The 16,402-nt window shown below is 71.2% G+C and carries 14 protein-coding genes; 2 read left to right on the plus strand and 12 right to left on the minus strand.

The genetic code is table 11. The annotated features are described in order from the left end of the window. Positions 1-77: 77 nt before the first annotated feature. From ACFVXC_RS07605 to pdhA, 7 genes are all read right to left on the minus strand, one after another. Positions 78-1,055 (minus strand): NAD(P)H-quinone oxidoreductase, encoded by a 978-nt coding sequence (locus tag ACFVXC_RS07605; RefSeq protein ID WP_389902491.1) that lies wholly within the window; start codon positions 1,053-1,055, stop codon positions 78-80. Positions 1,056-1,094: 39 nt separating this feature from the next. Beyond that, positions 1,095-2,207 carry a potassium channel family protein gene (locus tag ACFVXC_RS07610; RefSeq protein ID WP_389902493.1) on the minus strand — a complete coding sequence of 371 codons (1,113 nt, stop codon included), beginning with the start codon at positions 2,205-2,207 and terminating at the stop codon, positions 1,095-1,097. Next, entirely contained in the window at positions 2,204-3,703 is a 1,500-nt protein-coding gene (locus ACFVXC_RS07615; RefSeq protein WP_389902494.1) for a molybdopterin molybdotransferase MoeA, read from the minus strand. The genes ACFVXC_RS07610 and ACFVXC_RS07615 overlap by 4 nt, the downstream gene beginning before the upstream one ends. After that, positions 3,700-4,758: an NTP transferase domain-containing protein gene (locus ACFVXC_RS07620; protein WP_389902495.1), complete on the minus strand. Its 1,059-nt coding sequence runs from the start codon at positions 4,756-4,758 to the stop codon at positions 3,700-3,702. The genes ACFVXC_RS07615 and ACFVXC_RS07620 overlap by 4 nt, the downstream gene beginning before the upstream one ends. 129 nt (positions 4,759-4,887) lie before the next feature. Continuing rightward, on the minus strand, positions 4,888-6,432 hold the full coding sequence (locus ACFVXC_RS07625; protein WP_389902498.1) for a dihydrolipoamide acetyltransferase family protein: 1,545 nt from the start codon (positions 6,430-6,432) through the stop codon (positions 4,888-4,890). After that, complete coding sequence (locus tag ACFVXC_RS07630) at positions 6,432-7,460, minus strand: alpha-ketoacid dehydrogenase subunit beta (protein WP_389902499.1); 1,029 nt, start codon at positions 7,458-7,460, stop codon at positions 6,432-6,434. The genes ACFVXC_RS07625 and ACFVXC_RS07630 overlap by 1 nt, the downstream gene beginning before the upstream one ends. Continuing rightward, on the minus strand, positions 7,457-8,614 hold the full coding sequence (gene pdhA / locus ACFVXC_RS07635; protein ID WP_389902501.1) for a pyruvate dehydrogenase (acetyl-transferring) E1 component subunit alpha: 1,158 nt from the start codon (positions 8,612-8,614) through the stop codon (positions 7,457-7,459). The genes ACFVXC_RS07630 and pdhA overlap by 4 nt, the downstream gene beginning before the upstream one ends. Positions 8,615-8,818: 204 nt before the next feature. On the opposite strand from pdhA, the gene ACFVXC_RS07640 reads away from it, so the two are divergent. After that, positions 8,819-9,328, plus strand: a complete 510-nt coding sequence (locus ACFVXC_RS07640) for an Lrp/AsnC family transcriptional regulator (RefSeq protein WP_389903013.1) — start codon at positions 8,819-8,821, stop codon at positions 9,326-9,328. 4 nt (positions 9,329-9,332) lie between these two features. Here ACFVXC_RS07640 and ACFVXC_RS07645 read toward each other — a convergent pair whose 3' ends face one another. Together ACFVXC_RS07645 and ACFVXC_RS07650 are read right to left on the minus strand one after the other, a co-directional pair. After that, positions 9,333-9,926, minus strand: a complete 594-nt coding sequence (locus ACFVXC_RS07645) for a TetR/AcrR family transcriptional regulator (RefSeq protein WP_389902504.1) — start codon at positions 9,924-9,926, stop codon at positions 9,333-9,335. After that, a complete protein-coding gene (locus ACFVXC_RS07650; RefSeq protein WP_389902505.1) occupies positions 9,923-11,434 on the minus strand; it encodes a 3-hydroxyacyl-CoA dehydrogenase in 1,512 nt (503 codons plus the stop codon). Before ACFVXC_RS07650 ends, ACFVXC_RS07645 begins: the two co-directional genes overlap by 4 nt. 209 nt (positions 11,435-11,643) lie before the next feature. Here ACFVXC_RS07650 and paaN point away from each other — a divergent pair, with 209 nt between their 5' ends. Next, a complete protein-coding gene (gene paaN / locus ACFVXC_RS07655) occupies positions 11,644-13,335 on the plus strand; it encodes a phenylacetic acid degradation protein PaaN (RefSeq protein WP_389902506.1) in 1,692 nt (563 codons plus the stop codon). 15 nt (positions 13,336-13,350) lie between these two features. On the opposite strand, the gene ACFVXC_RS07660 is transcribed toward paaN, so the two are convergent. Genes ACFVXC_RS07660 through ACFVXC_RS07670 form a run of 3 tightly spaced genes read right to left on the minus strand, consistent with a single transcriptional unit; the run spans position 13,351 to position 16,278 of the window. Further along, positions 13,351-14,130, minus strand: coding sequence for a TrmH family RNA methyltransferase (locus tag ACFVXC_RS07660; protein ID WP_389902508.1), 780 nt, complete (start codon positions 14,128-14,130; stop codon positions 13,351-13,353). A 16-nt stretch (positions 14,131-14,146) separates the two neighbouring features. After that, entirely contained in the window at positions 14,147-15,430 is a 1,284-nt protein-coding gene (locus ACFVXC_RS07665; protein WP_389902510.1) for an HTTM domain-containing protein, read from the minus strand. Further along, positions 15,427-16,278 (minus strand): DUF5819 family protein, encoded by an 852-nt coding sequence (locus ACFVXC_RS07670; RefSeq protein WP_389902512.1) that lies wholly within the window; start codon positions 16,276-16,278, stop codon positions 15,427-15,429. The genes ACFVXC_RS07665 and ACFVXC_RS07670 overlap by 4 nt, the downstream gene beginning before the upstream one ends. Positions 16,279-16,402 lie beyond the last annotated feature (124 nt).

Raw genomic sequence — 16,402 nt, forward strand, 5'->3', positions numbered from 1 at the left:
GGCATCTCGACCGTCTCAGCGACCTGTCTCAACGGCCTGTCTCAGCGGCCTGTCTCGGCAACCCGGTGGCGAGGCGCTCAGCGAACGAGCAGCACCTTGCCGATGTGCGAGCTCTCCTCCAGTACGCGGTGGGCGGTCGCCGCGTCACTCATCGGAACCGTCTGGTCGACGATCGGGCGTACGTGGCCCGCGGCGATCAGCGGCCACACGTGCTCGCGCACCGCCGCGACGATCGTTGCCTTCTCCGCGGCGGGACGGCCGCGCAGGGAGGTCGCGGTGACGGCGGCGCGCTTGTTCAGGAGCGTGGCGATGTTCAGCTCGCCCTTGACTCCGCCCTGCATACCGATGATCGCGAGACGGCCGTTGGTGGCGAGGGTCTGCACGTTCCGGTCCAGGTACTTGGCGCCCATGTTGTCGAGGATGACGTCCGCGCCCGCGCCGTCCGTGGCGCTCTTGAGCTCCTCGACGAAGTCCTGCTCGCGGTAGTTGACGAGGATGTCCGCGCCGAGCTCCCGGCAGAAGTCGAGCTTCTCCTTGCTGCCCGCCGTGACCGCCACCTTGGCGCCGACGGCCTTCGCCAGCTGGATCGCCATGGTGCCGATACCGCTGGAGCCGCCGTGTACGAGGAACGTCTCGCCGGGACGGAGGTGGGAAATCATGAAGACGTTGGACCAGACCGTCGACGTCACCTCGGGCAGCGCGGCCGCCGTGACGAGGTCGACGCCTTCGGGTACGGGCATCAGCTGACCGGCGGGGACGACGACCTGCTCGGCGTAGCCGCCCCCGGCGAGCAGCGCGCACACCTCGTCGCCGATCTCCCATCCGGAGACACCGGCACCGATGTCGGTGACGCGGCCCGCGCACTCGAGTCCCGGATAGGGGGACGAGCCGGGTGGGGGGTTGTAGAAGCCCTGGCGCTGGAGCAGGTCGGCGCGGTTCACGGCGCTGGCCACGACGTCGACCAGCACCTCACCCTCGCCGGGTACGGGATCGGGGACCTCGGCCCATACGAGCGCTTCGGGTCCACCGGCTTCGGGGATCGTGATCGCATGCATGCGGGCGAGGCTACTCTCTGTGGATTCCAGCCGGTCCGACTACGTGCGCAGACCGCCGCGCGGCGGATTCGACCGGGCGTCAGGAGCCATCGGTGACGTCGGCGTCGCCCGCACGATGGTGATGAGACGGTCCATCAACTGCAGCTTCCCGACGGCAGGATCGTCGTACCCGAGCACCCGGTGCCCGCGTACGACACTCACGACGAGGTCGTCCGTCTCGCGTACCCCCATCCCCACCTCGGCCTTTATCACCGGCCGTTCGACGAGATCGAGCCCGCTGCCCTGCTGGATCAGGTCCTCCATGACCATGCCCGCACTCGGGCTGAGCACGGAGAGGCCCAGCAGCCGTCCCGCCGCGCTGGCACTGGTGATCACCGCGTCGGCGCCGGACTGCCGAAGCAGCGGCGCGTTCTCCTCCTCGCGCACAGCGGCCACGATCTTCGCCCCGCGGTTCATCTGCCGGGCGGTCAGCGTGACCAGTACCGCGGTGTCGTCGCGCTGGGTCGCGATGATGATCTGCCGGGCGCGCTGCACCTCGGCACGGAGCAGCACATCGCTGCGCGTCGCGTCGCCGATGACTCCCGCGTAGCCCTCCGCCGTGGCGGCGTCGACGACCTTCGCGCTCGGGTCGACGACCACGATCTGCTCGGGCTTCAGGCCGGTGGCGCAGACGGTCTGGATCGCGGAGCGGCCCTTCGTACCGAAGCCGACGACGACGGTGTGTTCACGCAAGTTGGACCTCCAGCGGTTCAGGCGCCATTCCTCGCGCGTACGTTCCGTGAGCACTTCGAGAGTGGTGCCGACCAGGATGATCAGGAAGAGCACGCGCAGCGGCGTGATCAGGAGAATGTTGCAGAGCCGCGCGCTGTCGCTGTACGGGACGATATCGCCGTAGCCGGTGGTGGAGAGCGTGACGGTGGAGTAGTAGGCGGCGTCGAGGAAGTCGAGCGCGTCGTCCGAGTTGTCGTGGTAGCCGCCGCGGTCGATCCAGACGATGAAGGTCGTCAGGGCGAGCACCGCGAGCGCCATGAGGAGCCGCTTGCCGACCTGGAGCAGGGGCCGCTCGACGACTCGGCGGGGCAGCTTGATGCGGTGGGTGACGAGGTGTTCGTCGGGGTGGCGGGCGATGGCGTCGTGGCCGGGAAGTTTCACGTGAAACACTCCCCGGCCGCCGTGTCGGCGCCCCACGGGAGGTCGAGGAACTCCAGCTCCTGGCCCTGCCGCCCGCCCCCCGGCGGGACGACCGCGAGGCCGTCGGCCACCGCGATCCCGCGCAGCATGGCCGGGCCGTTGTAGTGCAGCGGCACCGCGTGGTCGGCGCGGAGGGTGACGGGGACGAGCCGGGTGTCGTGCGGGTGTCCGTGCACGTCCTCGCGCAGAGCAGCGGTGTACGGCGACGAGGCGGGGCGCCCCGAGAGCGTACGCAGCAGGGGCTCGGCCAGGGTCAGCAGGCCGGAGACGGCGGCGAGCGGATTGCCGGGCAGGCCGACGAGGTGCCGGTCGGGGGCGATACGGGCGAGCAGCATGGGGTGCCCGGGGCGTACCGCGACGCCGTCCACGAGGAGTTCGGCGCCGATGCGGCGCAGGATGGGGTGGACATGGTCGACCGGCCCGGATGCGGTGCCGCCGGTGGTGACGATGAGATCGGCGGTCGAGGTGGTGATGGCCTCGTGGAGCGCCTCGGCGTCGTCACCGAGCCTGCGCACGCCGATGACTTCCGCGCCGAGCGAGCGCAGCCAGGGCGGGAGCATGGGCCCGAGCGCGTCACGGATGAGGCCGTCCTGGGGGAGCCCATCGGTCAGCAATTCGTCGCCCAGGATCAGCACTTCGGCTCTGGGCCGGGGCACCACGGGCAGTTCGTCGTATCCCGCCGCTGCCGCGAGACCGAGCACCGCCGGGGTCACCAGGGTGCCCAGTGGCAGGAGTTGATCGCCGGAGCGGCACTCCTGGCCGCGTGGCCGGATGTCCTGCCCCTGCGTGACGTCCCGCTGGGGGTGCAGCCGCCCCTTGTCGTCGGTGAGGCCGTGCTCGCTACGGATGACGGCGGTGGCCTCCCGCGGAATCCGTGCCCCGGTCGCGATCCGTACGGCCTCGCCGTCGGAGAGCGGGTCCGGCCGCCCGTGCCCGGCGAGAATCCCGTCGGCCCGAACGTCCCAGGGCCCTGGCCCGGCTACGGCCCACCCGTCCATAGCGGAGGTGTCGAAGGAGGGCAGGTCGGTGAGGGCGACGAGGGGCGCGGCAAGAACGAGGCCGAGCGCTTGGCCCAGAGGGACGGTGCTCGGCTCGGAGACGGCGGGGACCGGCCGGGGAGCGCGTCCGGCAGCAGCGCGGGCTGCGGGCCAGGGGGTGATGTCGCGGTGCTTGGCTTGGGCGGTGGGGTCGCTGGGGCTGGGGGTGGCCTGGCCGCTGGGTCCACTCGCCGCGGCGGGTGCGGTGGGTGCGGTGGGTGCGGCGGGTGCCGCGGGGCCGGACTGAGGCTGGGGCGGGGCGTCGTTCCCCGGGTCACCCGAGGTGGCCGACGCACACCGAAGGTCGCCGCCGCCGACGGGCGCACCGTCGGCGCGCCTGCCGGACCTGCGGTCATGGTCGTCGTTCACCAGGGCGAGAGCCTCGTCGAGCTCGGCGTCCGGCGCGGGCCGCCCAGTCATCCGGCATCCGGCCGCATATCGGCCCGCGCGTCCTGCCCCGGGTCGGGCCGGTCCACCTGCGGCGCCACGTCGGGCGCGGAGCCCGGTGGCGTCACGGCCGGGGCGGCATCCGGCTTCTCGCCGGGCCCCGCATCGGTGCCGTCGCCCTCCTCCGCCCACCGCGTGGCCAGCGCCGCCGCCTTGCGGGTGGCTTCGGCCACCGCCTCGGGCCCGCCGCCCTCGGCCCGCGCCGCCGCGTACCCCACCAGGAAGGTGGTCAGCGGAGCCGCAGGCCTGGCCACGCCGTGTGCGGCGTCGCGGGCGAGGTCGAGCAGCAAGCCGGTGTCGACGTCGAGCTCGATGCCCAGTTCGTCCTTGACTGCGGAAATCCATTCATCCAACACGTGCCCATGCTCCCTGATACGCGCCCGTGCGGCGGCGATGTCGTCCCAGGTGTCGCAGTCGAAGGACGCGACCGGGTCAGCGACCCGGGCGAGTTCGAGCCGCGCGGTGAGCGACCTCAGCGGAAGACCCGTCAGACCATCGTGCTCAACGGCGAGCAGCGCCGTCTCACGCTTCAGTGAGGCGCTGCGGTAGGCGGCGACCAGCGGCTGGTCCCGGCCTCCGGGGTCCCTCAGCACCGCACCGTCCGCGCCGCTCTCCCGCAGGGCGGCGAGAAGACTTTGAACCGTCGCCTCTTCCAGGAAGGGCAGATCGGCGGAGAGCACCACCACCTGCTCCGCCCCCGTGCGCCGCAACCCCGCGTCGAGAGCGGCGAGCGGCCCCGCCCCGGCAGGTTCCTCGCGCGCCCACACCACGGGGCGAGCGGTCGGACGGGGCCCGGCGACGACCACCGTCGTACCCGCTCCGGAACACGCGGCGAGCACCCGGTCGAGCAGCGCCCGGCCGCCCACCCGTACGCCGGGCTTGTCCGCGCCGCCGAGCCGTCTGGCGCCGCCGCCCGCGAGCACCACGGCGTCGTACGGAGCGTCGTGCCGATCGTCGGGCGGGACATCGGTCGGGGCGGCGTGCGCGGCGGCGGATACGGCGCCACCCGGAGCCCTCTGCGCGGTCATCCCCCGAGTATGGGCGCACGAAGGATCATTGCCACCCCTCGGCGCTCCCTTCTGTAGGAGGACTCACATCGCCTCTGCAGGGGGACTCACATCGCCGCGCCAGGACTCACGGCGCTGCCCCGGGCCTGCTCATACCGCCCGCAGCAGCACCGCGGGCCGCTCCACGCAGTCCGCCACGAACCGCAGGAACCCGCCCGCCGTACCGCCGTCGCACACCCGGTGATCGAAGGTGAGCGAGAGCTGCACGACGTGACGCACCGCCAACTCTCCCTGGTGCACCCACGGCTTGGGCACGATCCGGCCCACGCCGAGCATGGCCGCCTCGGGGTGATTGATGATCGGCGTGGAGCCGTCGACCCCGAACACCCCGTAGTTGTTCAACGTGAACGTGCCGCCTGTCAGTTCCCCCGGCGTCAGCTTCCCGTCCCGCGCCGACTCCGTGAGCCGGATCAACTCGGTGTTGACCGAGTCGGTGGTCCGCTTGTTCGCGTTCCGGACGACGGGGACGACCAGACCGCGGTCGGTCTGCGCGGCGAAGCCGAGATGGACGTCGGCGAGCCGGACCACCTCGCGCGCCTCCATGTCCACGGTGGAGTTGAGCATCGGGTAGCGGGCGAGGGCCGCCACGCTGATGCGGGCGAACAGCGCGAGCAGCGAGATCTTCCGCCCGTCGCCCTCCTTCACGGCGGCGTTCATCGCGGCGCGCGCCGCGAGCAGTTCGGTCGCGTCGGCGTCGACCCAGCAGGTGGCTTCCGGTATCTCACGCCTGCTGCGGGACATCTTGTCCGCGACGAGGCCCCTGATGCCGGTCAGGGGATAGCGGGCCTCCGCCGTCGGCGCTTCGCGGGACACCTCGCCGGCCGGTGCCACCGTCGGGTGCGTGAGCGTTTCCTCGTGCGCGGCCGTCTCGTGCGCCAACGCCTCATGCGCGGCCGTCTCGTGCGCCAACGCCTCATGCGCGGTCGTCCGGCCTTCCGCGATGGCCGTCTCCACGTCGGCCCGCATGATCAGCCCGTCCGGACCCGTGCCCGTCAACTCCCGCAGCTCCACGCCGTTCTCACGGGCCAGCTTCCGCACGAGGGGCGAGATCACCGGTATCGGGCCGTCCGCGTTCGGGCGGTTGGCCGGACCGGAGCCCTCGGGCGTCTCGGCAGGCTCCCGCAGCCGCGGCGGCGGTTCCTCCTGCCGTACGGGCTGCCGTACGGACCGTGTGACGGGCTGCCGTACGGGCTGCGAGGCAGGCTCCGGGGCGAACTGTGTGGCGGGCCCCGCCGGACGCACCCTCCTGCGTCGCGCGGGCGCCGCGGCCGTGCCGTACCCGACCAGGACGTTACCGGAGGACTCCTCGGCGGCAGCCGCCTGAAGCGCCCGCTCCGCCGGCTCCTGCGGAGCCGCATCGGTGTTCCCGGCCGCAGCGCCGACGGCGACCGTCAACAGTGGCGATCCCACCGGAAGTTCCGTGCCCTCCTCACCGAAGCGGGCCGTCACCACGCCTCCGTACGGGCAGGGCACCTCCACCATCGCCTTGGCCGTCTCCACCTCGACGACGGGCTGGTCCACGGCGACGACATCGCCGACCTGTACGAGCCAGCGGGTGATCTCCGCCTCCGTGAGCCCCTCACCGAGGTCGGGCAGCTTGAACTCGAGGCTGTTCACGTTCAGACCGGGCGCCATCAGCTGTCCGCCTCCCACTGCAACCGCGCGACCGCGTCCAGGATCCGGTCCACGCCGGGCAGGTGATGCCGCTCGAGCATCGGCGGCGGATAGGGAATGTCGAATCCGGCGACGCGCAGGACCGGCGCCTGAAGGTGGTGGAAGCACCGCTCGGTGACACGTGCGGCGATCTCCCCGCCGGGACCGCCGAACCCGCCCGACTCATGCACGACGACCGCGCGCCCGGTCCGCCGCACGGAAGCGGCCACCGTCTCGTCGTCGAAGGGCACGAGGGAGCGCAGATCGACCACTTCGAGGTCCCAGCCCTCGGCGACCGCCGCCTCGGCCGCCTCAAGACAGACGGGCACGGAAGGGCCGTACGTGAGGAGCGTGGCGCTGCGCCCGGTGCGCCGCACCACTGCCTTGCCTATGGGTTCAACGGCCTGCGGGGCGTCGGGGTTCCAGTCGGCCTTGGACCAGTAGAGGCGCTTCGGCTCCAGGAAGACGACCGGGTCGTCGGAGGCGATGGAGGCCCGCAGCAGGCCATAGGCGTCGGCGACCGTGGCGGGCGTGACGACGTGGAGCCCCGGAGTCGCCATGTAGTACGCCTCGGAGGAGTCGCTGTGGTGCTCGACGCCTCCGATGCCACCGCCGTAGGGCACGCGCACCGTGATGGGCAGCGGCATCGCGCCCCGCGTGCGGTTGCGCATCCGCGCCACGTGGGAGATCAGCTGCTCGAAGGCGGGGTAGGCGAACGCGTCGAACTGCATCTCGACGACGGGCCGGAGCCCGTACATCGCCATGCCGACGGCCGTCCCCAGGATGCCCGCCTCGGCGAGCGGTGTGTCCGTACAGCGGTCTTCGCCGAACTCCTTGGTGAGTCCGTCGGTGACCCGGAAGACCCCGCCGAGCGCACCGACGTCCTCTCCGAGGACGTGTACGGCCGGGTCGTCGGCCAGGGAGTCGCGCAGCGCGCGCCCGAGCGCCTGCGCCATGGTGGCCGGTTTGGCTGCCTTCTCGGTGGCCCGTTCGGCCGCGATCGTGCTCATCGCGCGTTCCCCTCGCCGTCTACGTTCTCCGCGCTGTCTTCTGCCTCGAGCTCGGCCCGCAGCTGGGCCGCCTGCTCGCGCAGTTGGGTGGTCTGCTCGGCGTACACATGGCCGAAGAGGTCCATGGGGTCCAGCTCGGAGTCCTGGTTCATGCGTGCACGCAGGTCGGCCGCCATCGCCTCGGCGTCGTCACGGGCCGCCCGGGTCCGTTCCTCGTCGAGGAGACCGCGCTCGGTCAGCTCCCGCTCCAGAAGCAGGATCGGGTCGTGCGCGCGCCAGGCCTCGACCTCGGCGGACCCGCGGTAGCGCGTGGCGTCATCGGCGTTCGTGTGGGCGTCCATGCGGTACGTCACCGCTTCGACGAGCGTGGGGCCGCCGCCCTGACGCGCGCGGGACACCGCTTGGCTCAGCACCTCGTGCACCGCCGCCGCGTCGTTGCCGTCCACCAGGCGTCCCGGCATTCCGTACCCGACGGCCTTGTGGGCAAGGGACGGGGCCGCCGTCTGCTTGTCGAGCGGCACGGAGATCGCGAAGCCGTTGTTCTGCACCAGGAAGACGACGGGCGCCTGCCAGACGGCCGCGAAGTTCAGCGCCTCGTGGAAATCGCCCTCGCTGGTGCCGCCGTCGCCGACCATGGCGAGCGCCACTACGTCGTCGCCTTTCAGACGGGCGGCGTGCGCGAGCCCCACGGCGTGCGGGAGCTGGGTGGCGAGAGGGGTGCACAGGGGCGCTATGCGGTGCTCACGCGGGTCGTATCCGGTGTGCCAGTCGCCGCGCAGCAGGGTCAGCGCCTGGACGGGGTCGAGGCCACGGGCGACCGCGGCGAGCGTGTCCCGGTAACTGGGGAAGAGCCAGTCCCGCTCCTCGAGGACGAGCGCGGCGGCCACCTCGCACGCCTCCTGGCCGGTGCTCGACGGATAGACGGCGAGCCTGCCCTGCTTCGTGAGGGCGGTCGCCTGCGTGTTGTACCGCCGTCCGCGCACCAGCTGTGCGTACAGCCGTCCCAGGAGCTCCTCGTCGGCCTTGCCGGCGGCCTCGGTGCCCAGGACGCGGTACGGCTCCGCGTCGGGCAGCAGCGGCGCGGGATCGGTCCTGAGCTGCCATGCGGGTGGCGGGGTGGGCCGGTAGACGCCCCGTTGCTCCATGACCGTCATGTCGGCACCTCCGTGTGGCAGCGATCTCCTCGTGGGAGCGGCAAAGAGGCGCGACAACGTGAGGCGCCTCACCTACCGATTGTTCGGTCGTCGGCACATTTTGGCTACAGGCACCTCCAGGCTGTGGACAAACGGTTCTCCACAGCCTGGGATGGATGCAGTACGTCCATGGTAGGGAGGCGGGGGGACATGGCATCTGAACGAATGGCCGACGGGCGCGACGGTGATCGTCCGGAAAGCGGGTCCGGCGACCGCCAGGAGGGCCTGCCCCGCCCGCTGGACTCGATCGACCGCGACATCCTGCACATCCTGCACACGGACGGTCGCGCGTCGATACGGTCCGTGGCCGAGCGCGTCCATGTGTCGCGGGCCAACGCGTACGCGCGCATCAACCGGCTCATCGACGACGGTGTGATCCGCGGCTTCGGCGCCCGGATCAACCACGAACGGGCAGGCCAGGGCGCGTCCGCGTACATCACACTCAAGATCGTCCAGAACACCTGGCGCACGGTGCGCGAGCATCTGCGCACGTTGCCGGGCGCCTCTCACATCGCGCTGGTCAGCGGCGACTTCGACGTGCTGCTCCTGGTGCACACACCGGACAACCGCGCGCTGCGCGAGCTGGTCCTGACCCGGCTGCAGTCCATCCCCGAAGTGCTCAGCACGCGTACGTTGCTGGTCTTCGAGGAGGACGACCTGGACCCGGAGAGCTGACCCGTCAGCTGCCGCTGCGCAGGCCCGCGAAGGCCAGCTGCACGACGGCGTCGGCGACCTGCTCGCCCGACGAGGCGCCACGGGCGTCCGGCTTGTACCACTCCACGATGGAGTTGATCATGCCGAAGAGCAGCCGGGTGGCGAGACGCAGCTCGACGTCGGAGCGCAGGTCGCCGTCGGCGATGGCCTCCTTGAGCAGATCGGCGACTTGCAGGTCGAACTCCCTGCGCCGCTCCATGGCCCATCGCTCGGTGTCCGTGTTGCCGCGCACGCGAAGCAGCAGCGTCACATAGGGCAGCTCGGCGATCAGCACCTCGACGGTGCGGCGCGTGACGTGCTCCAGTCGCCGCACGGCGGTGCCCACGCGCGCGTGGTCCTCGGCGAGGATCCCGAAGAGCCCGTCGAGCGCCCGGCTCACCGCACGGCGCAGCAGCTCCTCCTTGCCGGACACGTGGTGGTAGATCGAGGACTTGGAGATTCCGGCCGCCTTGGAGAGGTGCTCCATGGACGTGCCGTCGTAACCGCGCTCGTTGAAGACCCGGACGGCCACCGTCAGGAGGGTCTCCGGGGTGTACGTGTCGCGCCGTGCGTTGGTCATGAGTATTCCTCTCGCACGGCCTGACGCCGCAGGGCCTGGGACGGCGCGTAACGCCCGTTCGGGTACTCGTCGTTCAGGAGGTCGAGCGCCTCTGCCACCCGGTACGCGGTGAGACGGCGGCCCCATTCGATCGGGCCCAGCGGGTAGTTGACGCCGAGGCGCATGGCGGTGTCGATGTCCTCGGCGTCCGCCACCTCGCGCCCCACGGCGTCGAGGGCGAAGTCGATGAGCATCCACACCGTGCGCGCCACGATCATTCCGGGGGTGTGCCCGATGACGCTGACCTTCTTGCCGAGCGCCTGGAAGAGGCCGGTCGCCTCCTTCAGGGCTTGTTCGTCGACCCTGCTCGACGGGGCGAGGGCGATCCGGGTCGCGGACCGGTAATCCAGCGCGAGGTCGAAGTGGATCGTGGGTTCCGCCGACGCGTCGGCCGCGGAACCGTCGGCCGGGGCGAGCTGCGCGCCGCTGGGGAGCTCGATGAAGCCGGGGTAGCTCGGGACGCCCTTCCCACGGCCCACCCGGATGCCCGCCTTCCTGATCAGGTCGACGAGCGCGTCCGCCGGGAAGAGGTCTCCGTGCAGGGCGACGGACTCCGGGGCCTTCGCGGGGGCGGCGGTGTGCGGCTCCGGGCGCGGTGCGTCGTCGCCGTACGCGTACCAGCCCTGCCCCGACTTGCGGCCCAGGCGACGCGATTCGACGAGCCTGCGCTGGGCGAGCGACGGCGTGAATTTGGGGTCCTGGAAGAAGGATTCCCACACGGAGCGGGTGACGGCCTCGTTCACGTCCTGGCCGATGAGATCGGTGAGCTCGAAGGGGCCCATCTTGAAGCCACCCGATTCGCGGAGGACGGCGTCGATGGTGGCCGGGTCGGCGGCCCGCTCCTCGTGGAGGCGCAGCGCCTCGGCGTAGAAGGGGCGGGCGATCCGGTTGACGATGAAGCCGGGGGTGTCCGCGCTGCGCACCGGTGTCTTGCCCCAGGCCCGCGCCGTCTCGTATGCGCGCGTGGCGGCCGTTTCGTCGGTCGCGGAGCCGCTGACGACCTCGACGAGGGGGAGGAGCGGCGCCGGATTGAAGAAGTGCAGTCCGACGAAGCGGCCGGGCTTTCCGAGCGTGCCCGCGATGGCGGTGACGGAGAGGGAGGATGTGTTGGTGGCGAGGAGACAGTCCTCGTCCACGATCTTTTCCAGCTCCTCGAAGAGGCTCTGTTTGACGGGCAGTTGCTCCAGGACCGCCTCGATGACAAGTCCGCACCCGGCAAGATCGGCGAGGCCGTCGACCGGTGTGATCCGGCTCCCGGCGGCGGACCGGTCGTCGGCGGTGAGCCTGCCCTTCTCGACGAGCCGGTCCAGGCGCGCGCCGATCGCGGCCGCCGCGGTCGTCGCCTGGCCCTCCACTGCGTCGTACAGCCGCACGGGGTGGCCGGCCAGCAGGGCGACCTGGGCTATGCCCTGTCCCATGGTGCCGGTGCCGACCACGGCAACGGGGCTGCTGAACTCGAGTGCTGTCATGCTCGCGATCCTCCCGCACGAGACGTCCGCCGGAGGGCGCGGGGGTGCCCGGCGAGAAGTTGTCCACAGGTTCGGCGGACCCCCTTGTCCCGACCGATCGTTCGGTTACTCTAGCTCTGTCTGTCTGTTCCCGCCCACTGCTCCTGCCCACCGCCCTGCCCAGCTCGCCGGCTCGACGCAGAGCCGGCTCGACGAGGAGTTGGTCCGATATGGCCGCCGAACTCACCGCGCACCAGCTGATCGCCACACACCGGCCCACGCTCGACCAAGCGCTGGAGACGATCCGCACGCGCGCGTACTGGTCGCCGCACCCCGAGCACCCCAAGGCCTATGGAGAGAACGGCAGCCTGAGCCTGCCCGAGGGCAAATCCGCCTTCGACGCCCTCCTCGGCAGCCGCTTCGACCTCGACCAGCCGGGCACGGACGACTGGACAGGCGCGGAAATCTCGCCGTACGGAACCGAGTTGGGCATCACGTACCCCCACCCGGACATCGACACGCTGCTGCCCGCGATGCGCGCCGGAATGCACGCCTGGCGCGAGGCGGGCGCGGAAGTGCGCGCGATGGTCTGTCTGGAGATCCTGTCGCGCATCAGCGCCCGCACGCACGAGATGGCGCACGCGGTCATGCACACCAGCGGCCAGGCCTTCATGATGGCCTTCCAGGCGGGCGGACCGCACGCCCAGGACCGCGGCCTCGAAGCGGTGGCGTATGCGTACGCCGAGCAGGCCCGCACCCCCGAAGCCGCCGAGTGGTCCAAGCCCCAGGGCAAGCGCGACCCGATCACCCTGGACAAGCGCTTCACGCCCGTGGCGCGCGGCATCGCGCTCCTGATCGGCTGCAACACGTTCCCGACGTGGAACGGCTACCCGGGCCTGTTCGCCTCCCTGGCCACCGGCAACCCGGTCCTGGTCAAGCCCCACCCGCGTGCGGTGCTGCCGCTCGCGCTGACGGTGCGTGTCGCGCGCGAGGTCCTCGCCGACGCGGGCTTCGACCCGAACCTGGTGTGCCTGGCCGCCGAGCGACCGGACGAAGGCATCGCCAAGACCCTCGCCGTGCGCCCCGAGGTCAAGATCATCGACTACACGGGTTCCACGGCCTTCGGAGACTGGCTGGAGGCCAACGCCCGCCAGGCGCAGGTCTACACGGAAAAGGCCGGCGTGAACACGGTCGTCGTCGACTCGACCGACAACTACAAGGGGATGCTGTCCAACCTGGCCTTCTCCCTGTCGCTGTACAGCGGCCAGATGTGCACGACCCCGCAGAACCTCCTGATCCCCCGGGACGGCATCGCGACCGACGCCGGAGCCAAGTCGTACGACGACGTGGTCTCCGACCTCGCCGCATCGGTGAACGGCCTGCTCGGCGACGACGCCCGGGCGAACGGCATCCTCGGCGCCCTCGTGAACCCGGACGTGAAGGCCCGTCTTGAGGCCGCGGCGGGTCTCGGCGAAGTGGCTCTCCCCTCACGGGAGATCAGCAACCCGGAGTTCCCGGACGCCGTGGTCCGCACTCCGGTGATCGTCAAGCTGGACGGCGCGAAGCCGGACGCCGAGGCGGTCTATCTGAACGAGTGCTTCGGCCCCGTCTCCTTCGCCGTCGCGGTCGACTCCTCCGCGGACGCCGTGGAGTTGCTGCGCCGCACGGTGCGCGACAAGGGCGCGATGACGGTCGGCGCGTACACGACGTCGGACGAGGTGTCCGGAGCCGTCGAGGAGACCTGCCTGGAGGAGTGCGCCCAGCTCTCCTTGAACCTCACGGGCGGCGTCTATGTGAACCAGACGGCCGCGTTCTCGGACTTCCACGGCTCGGGCGGCAACCCGGCGGCGAACGCCGCCCTGTGCGACGGCGCTTTCGTGGCCAACCGCTTCCGGGTGGTGGAGGTGCGCAGGGACGCCTGACGCCTCGCGGCGGGTTCAGGCCTCCGCGCCCGGAGGCCTGCCCGCCGACCAGTGGAAGAGCGTCATCCCGACGCTGGTGGCCAGGTTGTAGCTGGAGACCTGGGGTCGCATCGGCAGCGAGACCAAGTGGTCGGCGCGCTCCCGCAGCTGCCCGGACAGGCCGCTGCGCTCGGACCCGAAGGCCAGCACGGCGTCGTCCGGCAGCTTGAGGCCGCGGATGTCCTCGCCCTCCGCGTCGAGCGCGAACACCGGCCCCGGCGGCAGCTCGGAGACGTCCGTCCGCTCGACGGCCGTGGCGAAGTGCAGGCCGGCACCGCCGCGTACGACCGTGGGGTGCCAGGGGTCGATCGTGCCGGTCGTGACGACGCCCGTCGCCCCGAACCCCGCCGCGAGCCGGATCACGGCCCCGGCGTTGCCCAGGTTGCGGGGGTCGTCGAGGACGACGACGGGCGCGGTCCTCGGCATGCGGGCCAGCGCGTCGAGATTCGCCGTACGGGAAGGGCGTACCGCGAGAGCGGCCACTCCGGTGGGATGCAGACGCGGCACAAGGGAGCGCAGAGTCGTGTCCGGGACCTGGACCAGGAGCGCGTCGAGGGCTTCTTTCACATCCGGCGCGAGCTCGTCGGCGAGGGCGAGGACAGCGGCCCTGTCACCGGCCAGAGCCGAGGGGATCACCGCTCCGAAGCGCAGCGCGTGCTTGATGGCATGGAAGCCGTCGAGGAGCACGGAGGTGTCCGCGATCCCCCGCCAGGCGCGCACGGCATCGTCCGGATCCCGCTGGCGCGTCCCGCTCATCCCGCGTACGTCCCGTTCATGAAGGGAAGCCTACGCGCGCGTGCTCGGTGGATTCCGGGGCCGGTTCCTCGTCCGCCCCGCGCTGCCCCGGCACCGTGCCGCCGCGCGAGAACCACGAAAACCGCGAAACCCGTGAGAACAGCGCCCGACGCGCGCGCGTCGTCCATTCGCCGACGCGCCGCAGGAACGACGTCGGCAGGAACACCGCGTCTGCCGCGATCATCGCGAGCGAGAAGAACGGCAGGCCGAGGACGACCGCGATGACCGCGTGCTCGCAGATCATGGCGGCGAGCAGGACGTTCTTGACGCGCCTGTTGAAGAGAGTGAAGGGGAAGGCGACCTGTACGGCGACCGTCCCGTACGTCACCAGCATCACCATGAGGCCGTGCGAGGCGAGCAGGTCGGAGAGCGCGGGCCAGGGGGAGAAGTAATCGAGGCGCAGCGGGTAATAGATGGCCGTGCCGTCCTGCCAGCGGCTGCCCTGGATCTTGTACCAGCCGGCCGTCGCGTAGATCAGACACGCCTCGACCATGATCACAAGGAGCGCGGCGTTGTGCGCGAGCTTGACGACGACGTCGAGCAGCTTGTGCGCCTCGCCGTCGGGCGCGCGCCGTCCGACGGCCCACCACAGACCGTGCGCCAGCCACAGCCCCCAGAAGACCAGCGACCATCCCCCGCTGAGCTCCCCCATCAACGTCACCACGCAGAGGCCGAGCCCGAGGACCCACCACAGCACGGGCCCGACCCTGTCGACGGGCGGCTCAGCCGCCTTCCCCTGCGCGACCGGTGTCTCCCCTTGCTCCACCGATGCCGCACGCGCGCGTGCACGCGCGCCGCGCCGGGCGTCGAGCGACCAGACCTGGCCGCAGCGCGTGAACACCAGATAGGTCGCCATGAGGTGGATGACGTTGTCGCCGCCATCGCCCATGAAGATGGAGCGGTTCTGCAGCGAGAGCACCCCGATCATGAAGATCACGGACATCGTGCGGGTGCGCCAGCCGAGCATCAGCAGGGCGCTGCTCAAGACGGCGAGCGCGTAGACGGTCTCGAACCAGATGCGCCCGTCGGACCACATCAGGGCCGTGAAGGCGTCGTTCTCCGCGATGAGCTGTTGGGCCATGTCCCAGCTCCACGGGCTGTCGGGCCCGTAGAGCTCGTGGCGGTTGGGGAGTTCGCGCAGCAGGAAGACCAGCCAGGTGGCGGCGAACCCGATGCGGATCACGGCGGTCTGGCGGGGCCCGAGAGCGGACGAGGTGATCCGTTCGATGCCGTGCCCGAGCTGGGAGCCGAAGCGGTTCATCGGGCGTCCCCCTCGGACCCCTGAGCCTTGCCCAGGGGCATGTCGTCGGACGTCACGGACCACCACGACAACTGGCGGAGCACCGGTTTGGTGTTGACCTTCTCGTCGCTCCACTCAGGAGCGGTCACGTTCGTGGTCCTGGAGCGGACCTGGACGCGCTCGATGGTGGCGCCGCGCCCCATGGACTCCTCGCGCTCGACGCGCATCACCACGATGCGGCGGATGTAGCGCTCCGAGAGCTCCCCGCGCAGGCCGCGGGGACGATTCTGCGCGTCGTGCGCCCCCACGTAGAAGTCCCAGGCCCTTCGCAGTTCGTTCTGCTGCGTGTGGCTGGGCAGCAGATTCCCGTCGATGGCGGCGCCGTCGCGCGCGGAGAGGTCGTACCAGCCGGTGGTCCGGGTGGTTCCGTCGTCCGTACGGATCTCGGCGCGGGCCTGCACCGCGATGTTCTGCTGCATCGGGTTGGGCGCGAAGAGCTTCCAGTTCTGTTCGAACTCGGGGTAGACCCAGTCGTCGACGACCTGCCCGTGCTGCTTGGTCATGGTGTTCGAGGGGGCGACGTGCAGGAAGAGCATCCCTGCGTGGACGCAGGCCGTGACGGCGATCAGCGCCATCGCGAGCGCGCCCGCGACCTGGTAGCGCGGGGAGAGGGCGGCGAGGCCGGTGCGCTGCGGGGGCGCGGCAGCGGTACCAGGGGGCGACGGGGCGTCGATGGGCGGGATCGTCCGTCCATGCGCGTCGGTGGGCGGGATCGGCGGCCCGTTCGGGTCCGCGGGCGGGATCGGCGGCCCGTTCAGGTCCGCGGGCGGGATCGGCGGCTCGTTCGCGTTGTTGTCGATCGCGTCCATTCCGCCCCGATTCCCGATCCCGGACGGTGGTGCGCCCATCGGCCCGCCCGTCACACGGCTCTCTACCGCCCGCTTCGCACCGGAACGGTACTCATGCCTGCGCGCCAGGCACAGCGTCCGTGAA

The sequence above is a fragment of the Streptomyces sp. NPDC058257 genome (assembly GCF_042881845.1).
Classification (GTDB): Bacteria; Actinomycetota; Actinomycetes; order Streptomycetales; family Streptomycetaceae; genus Streptomyces.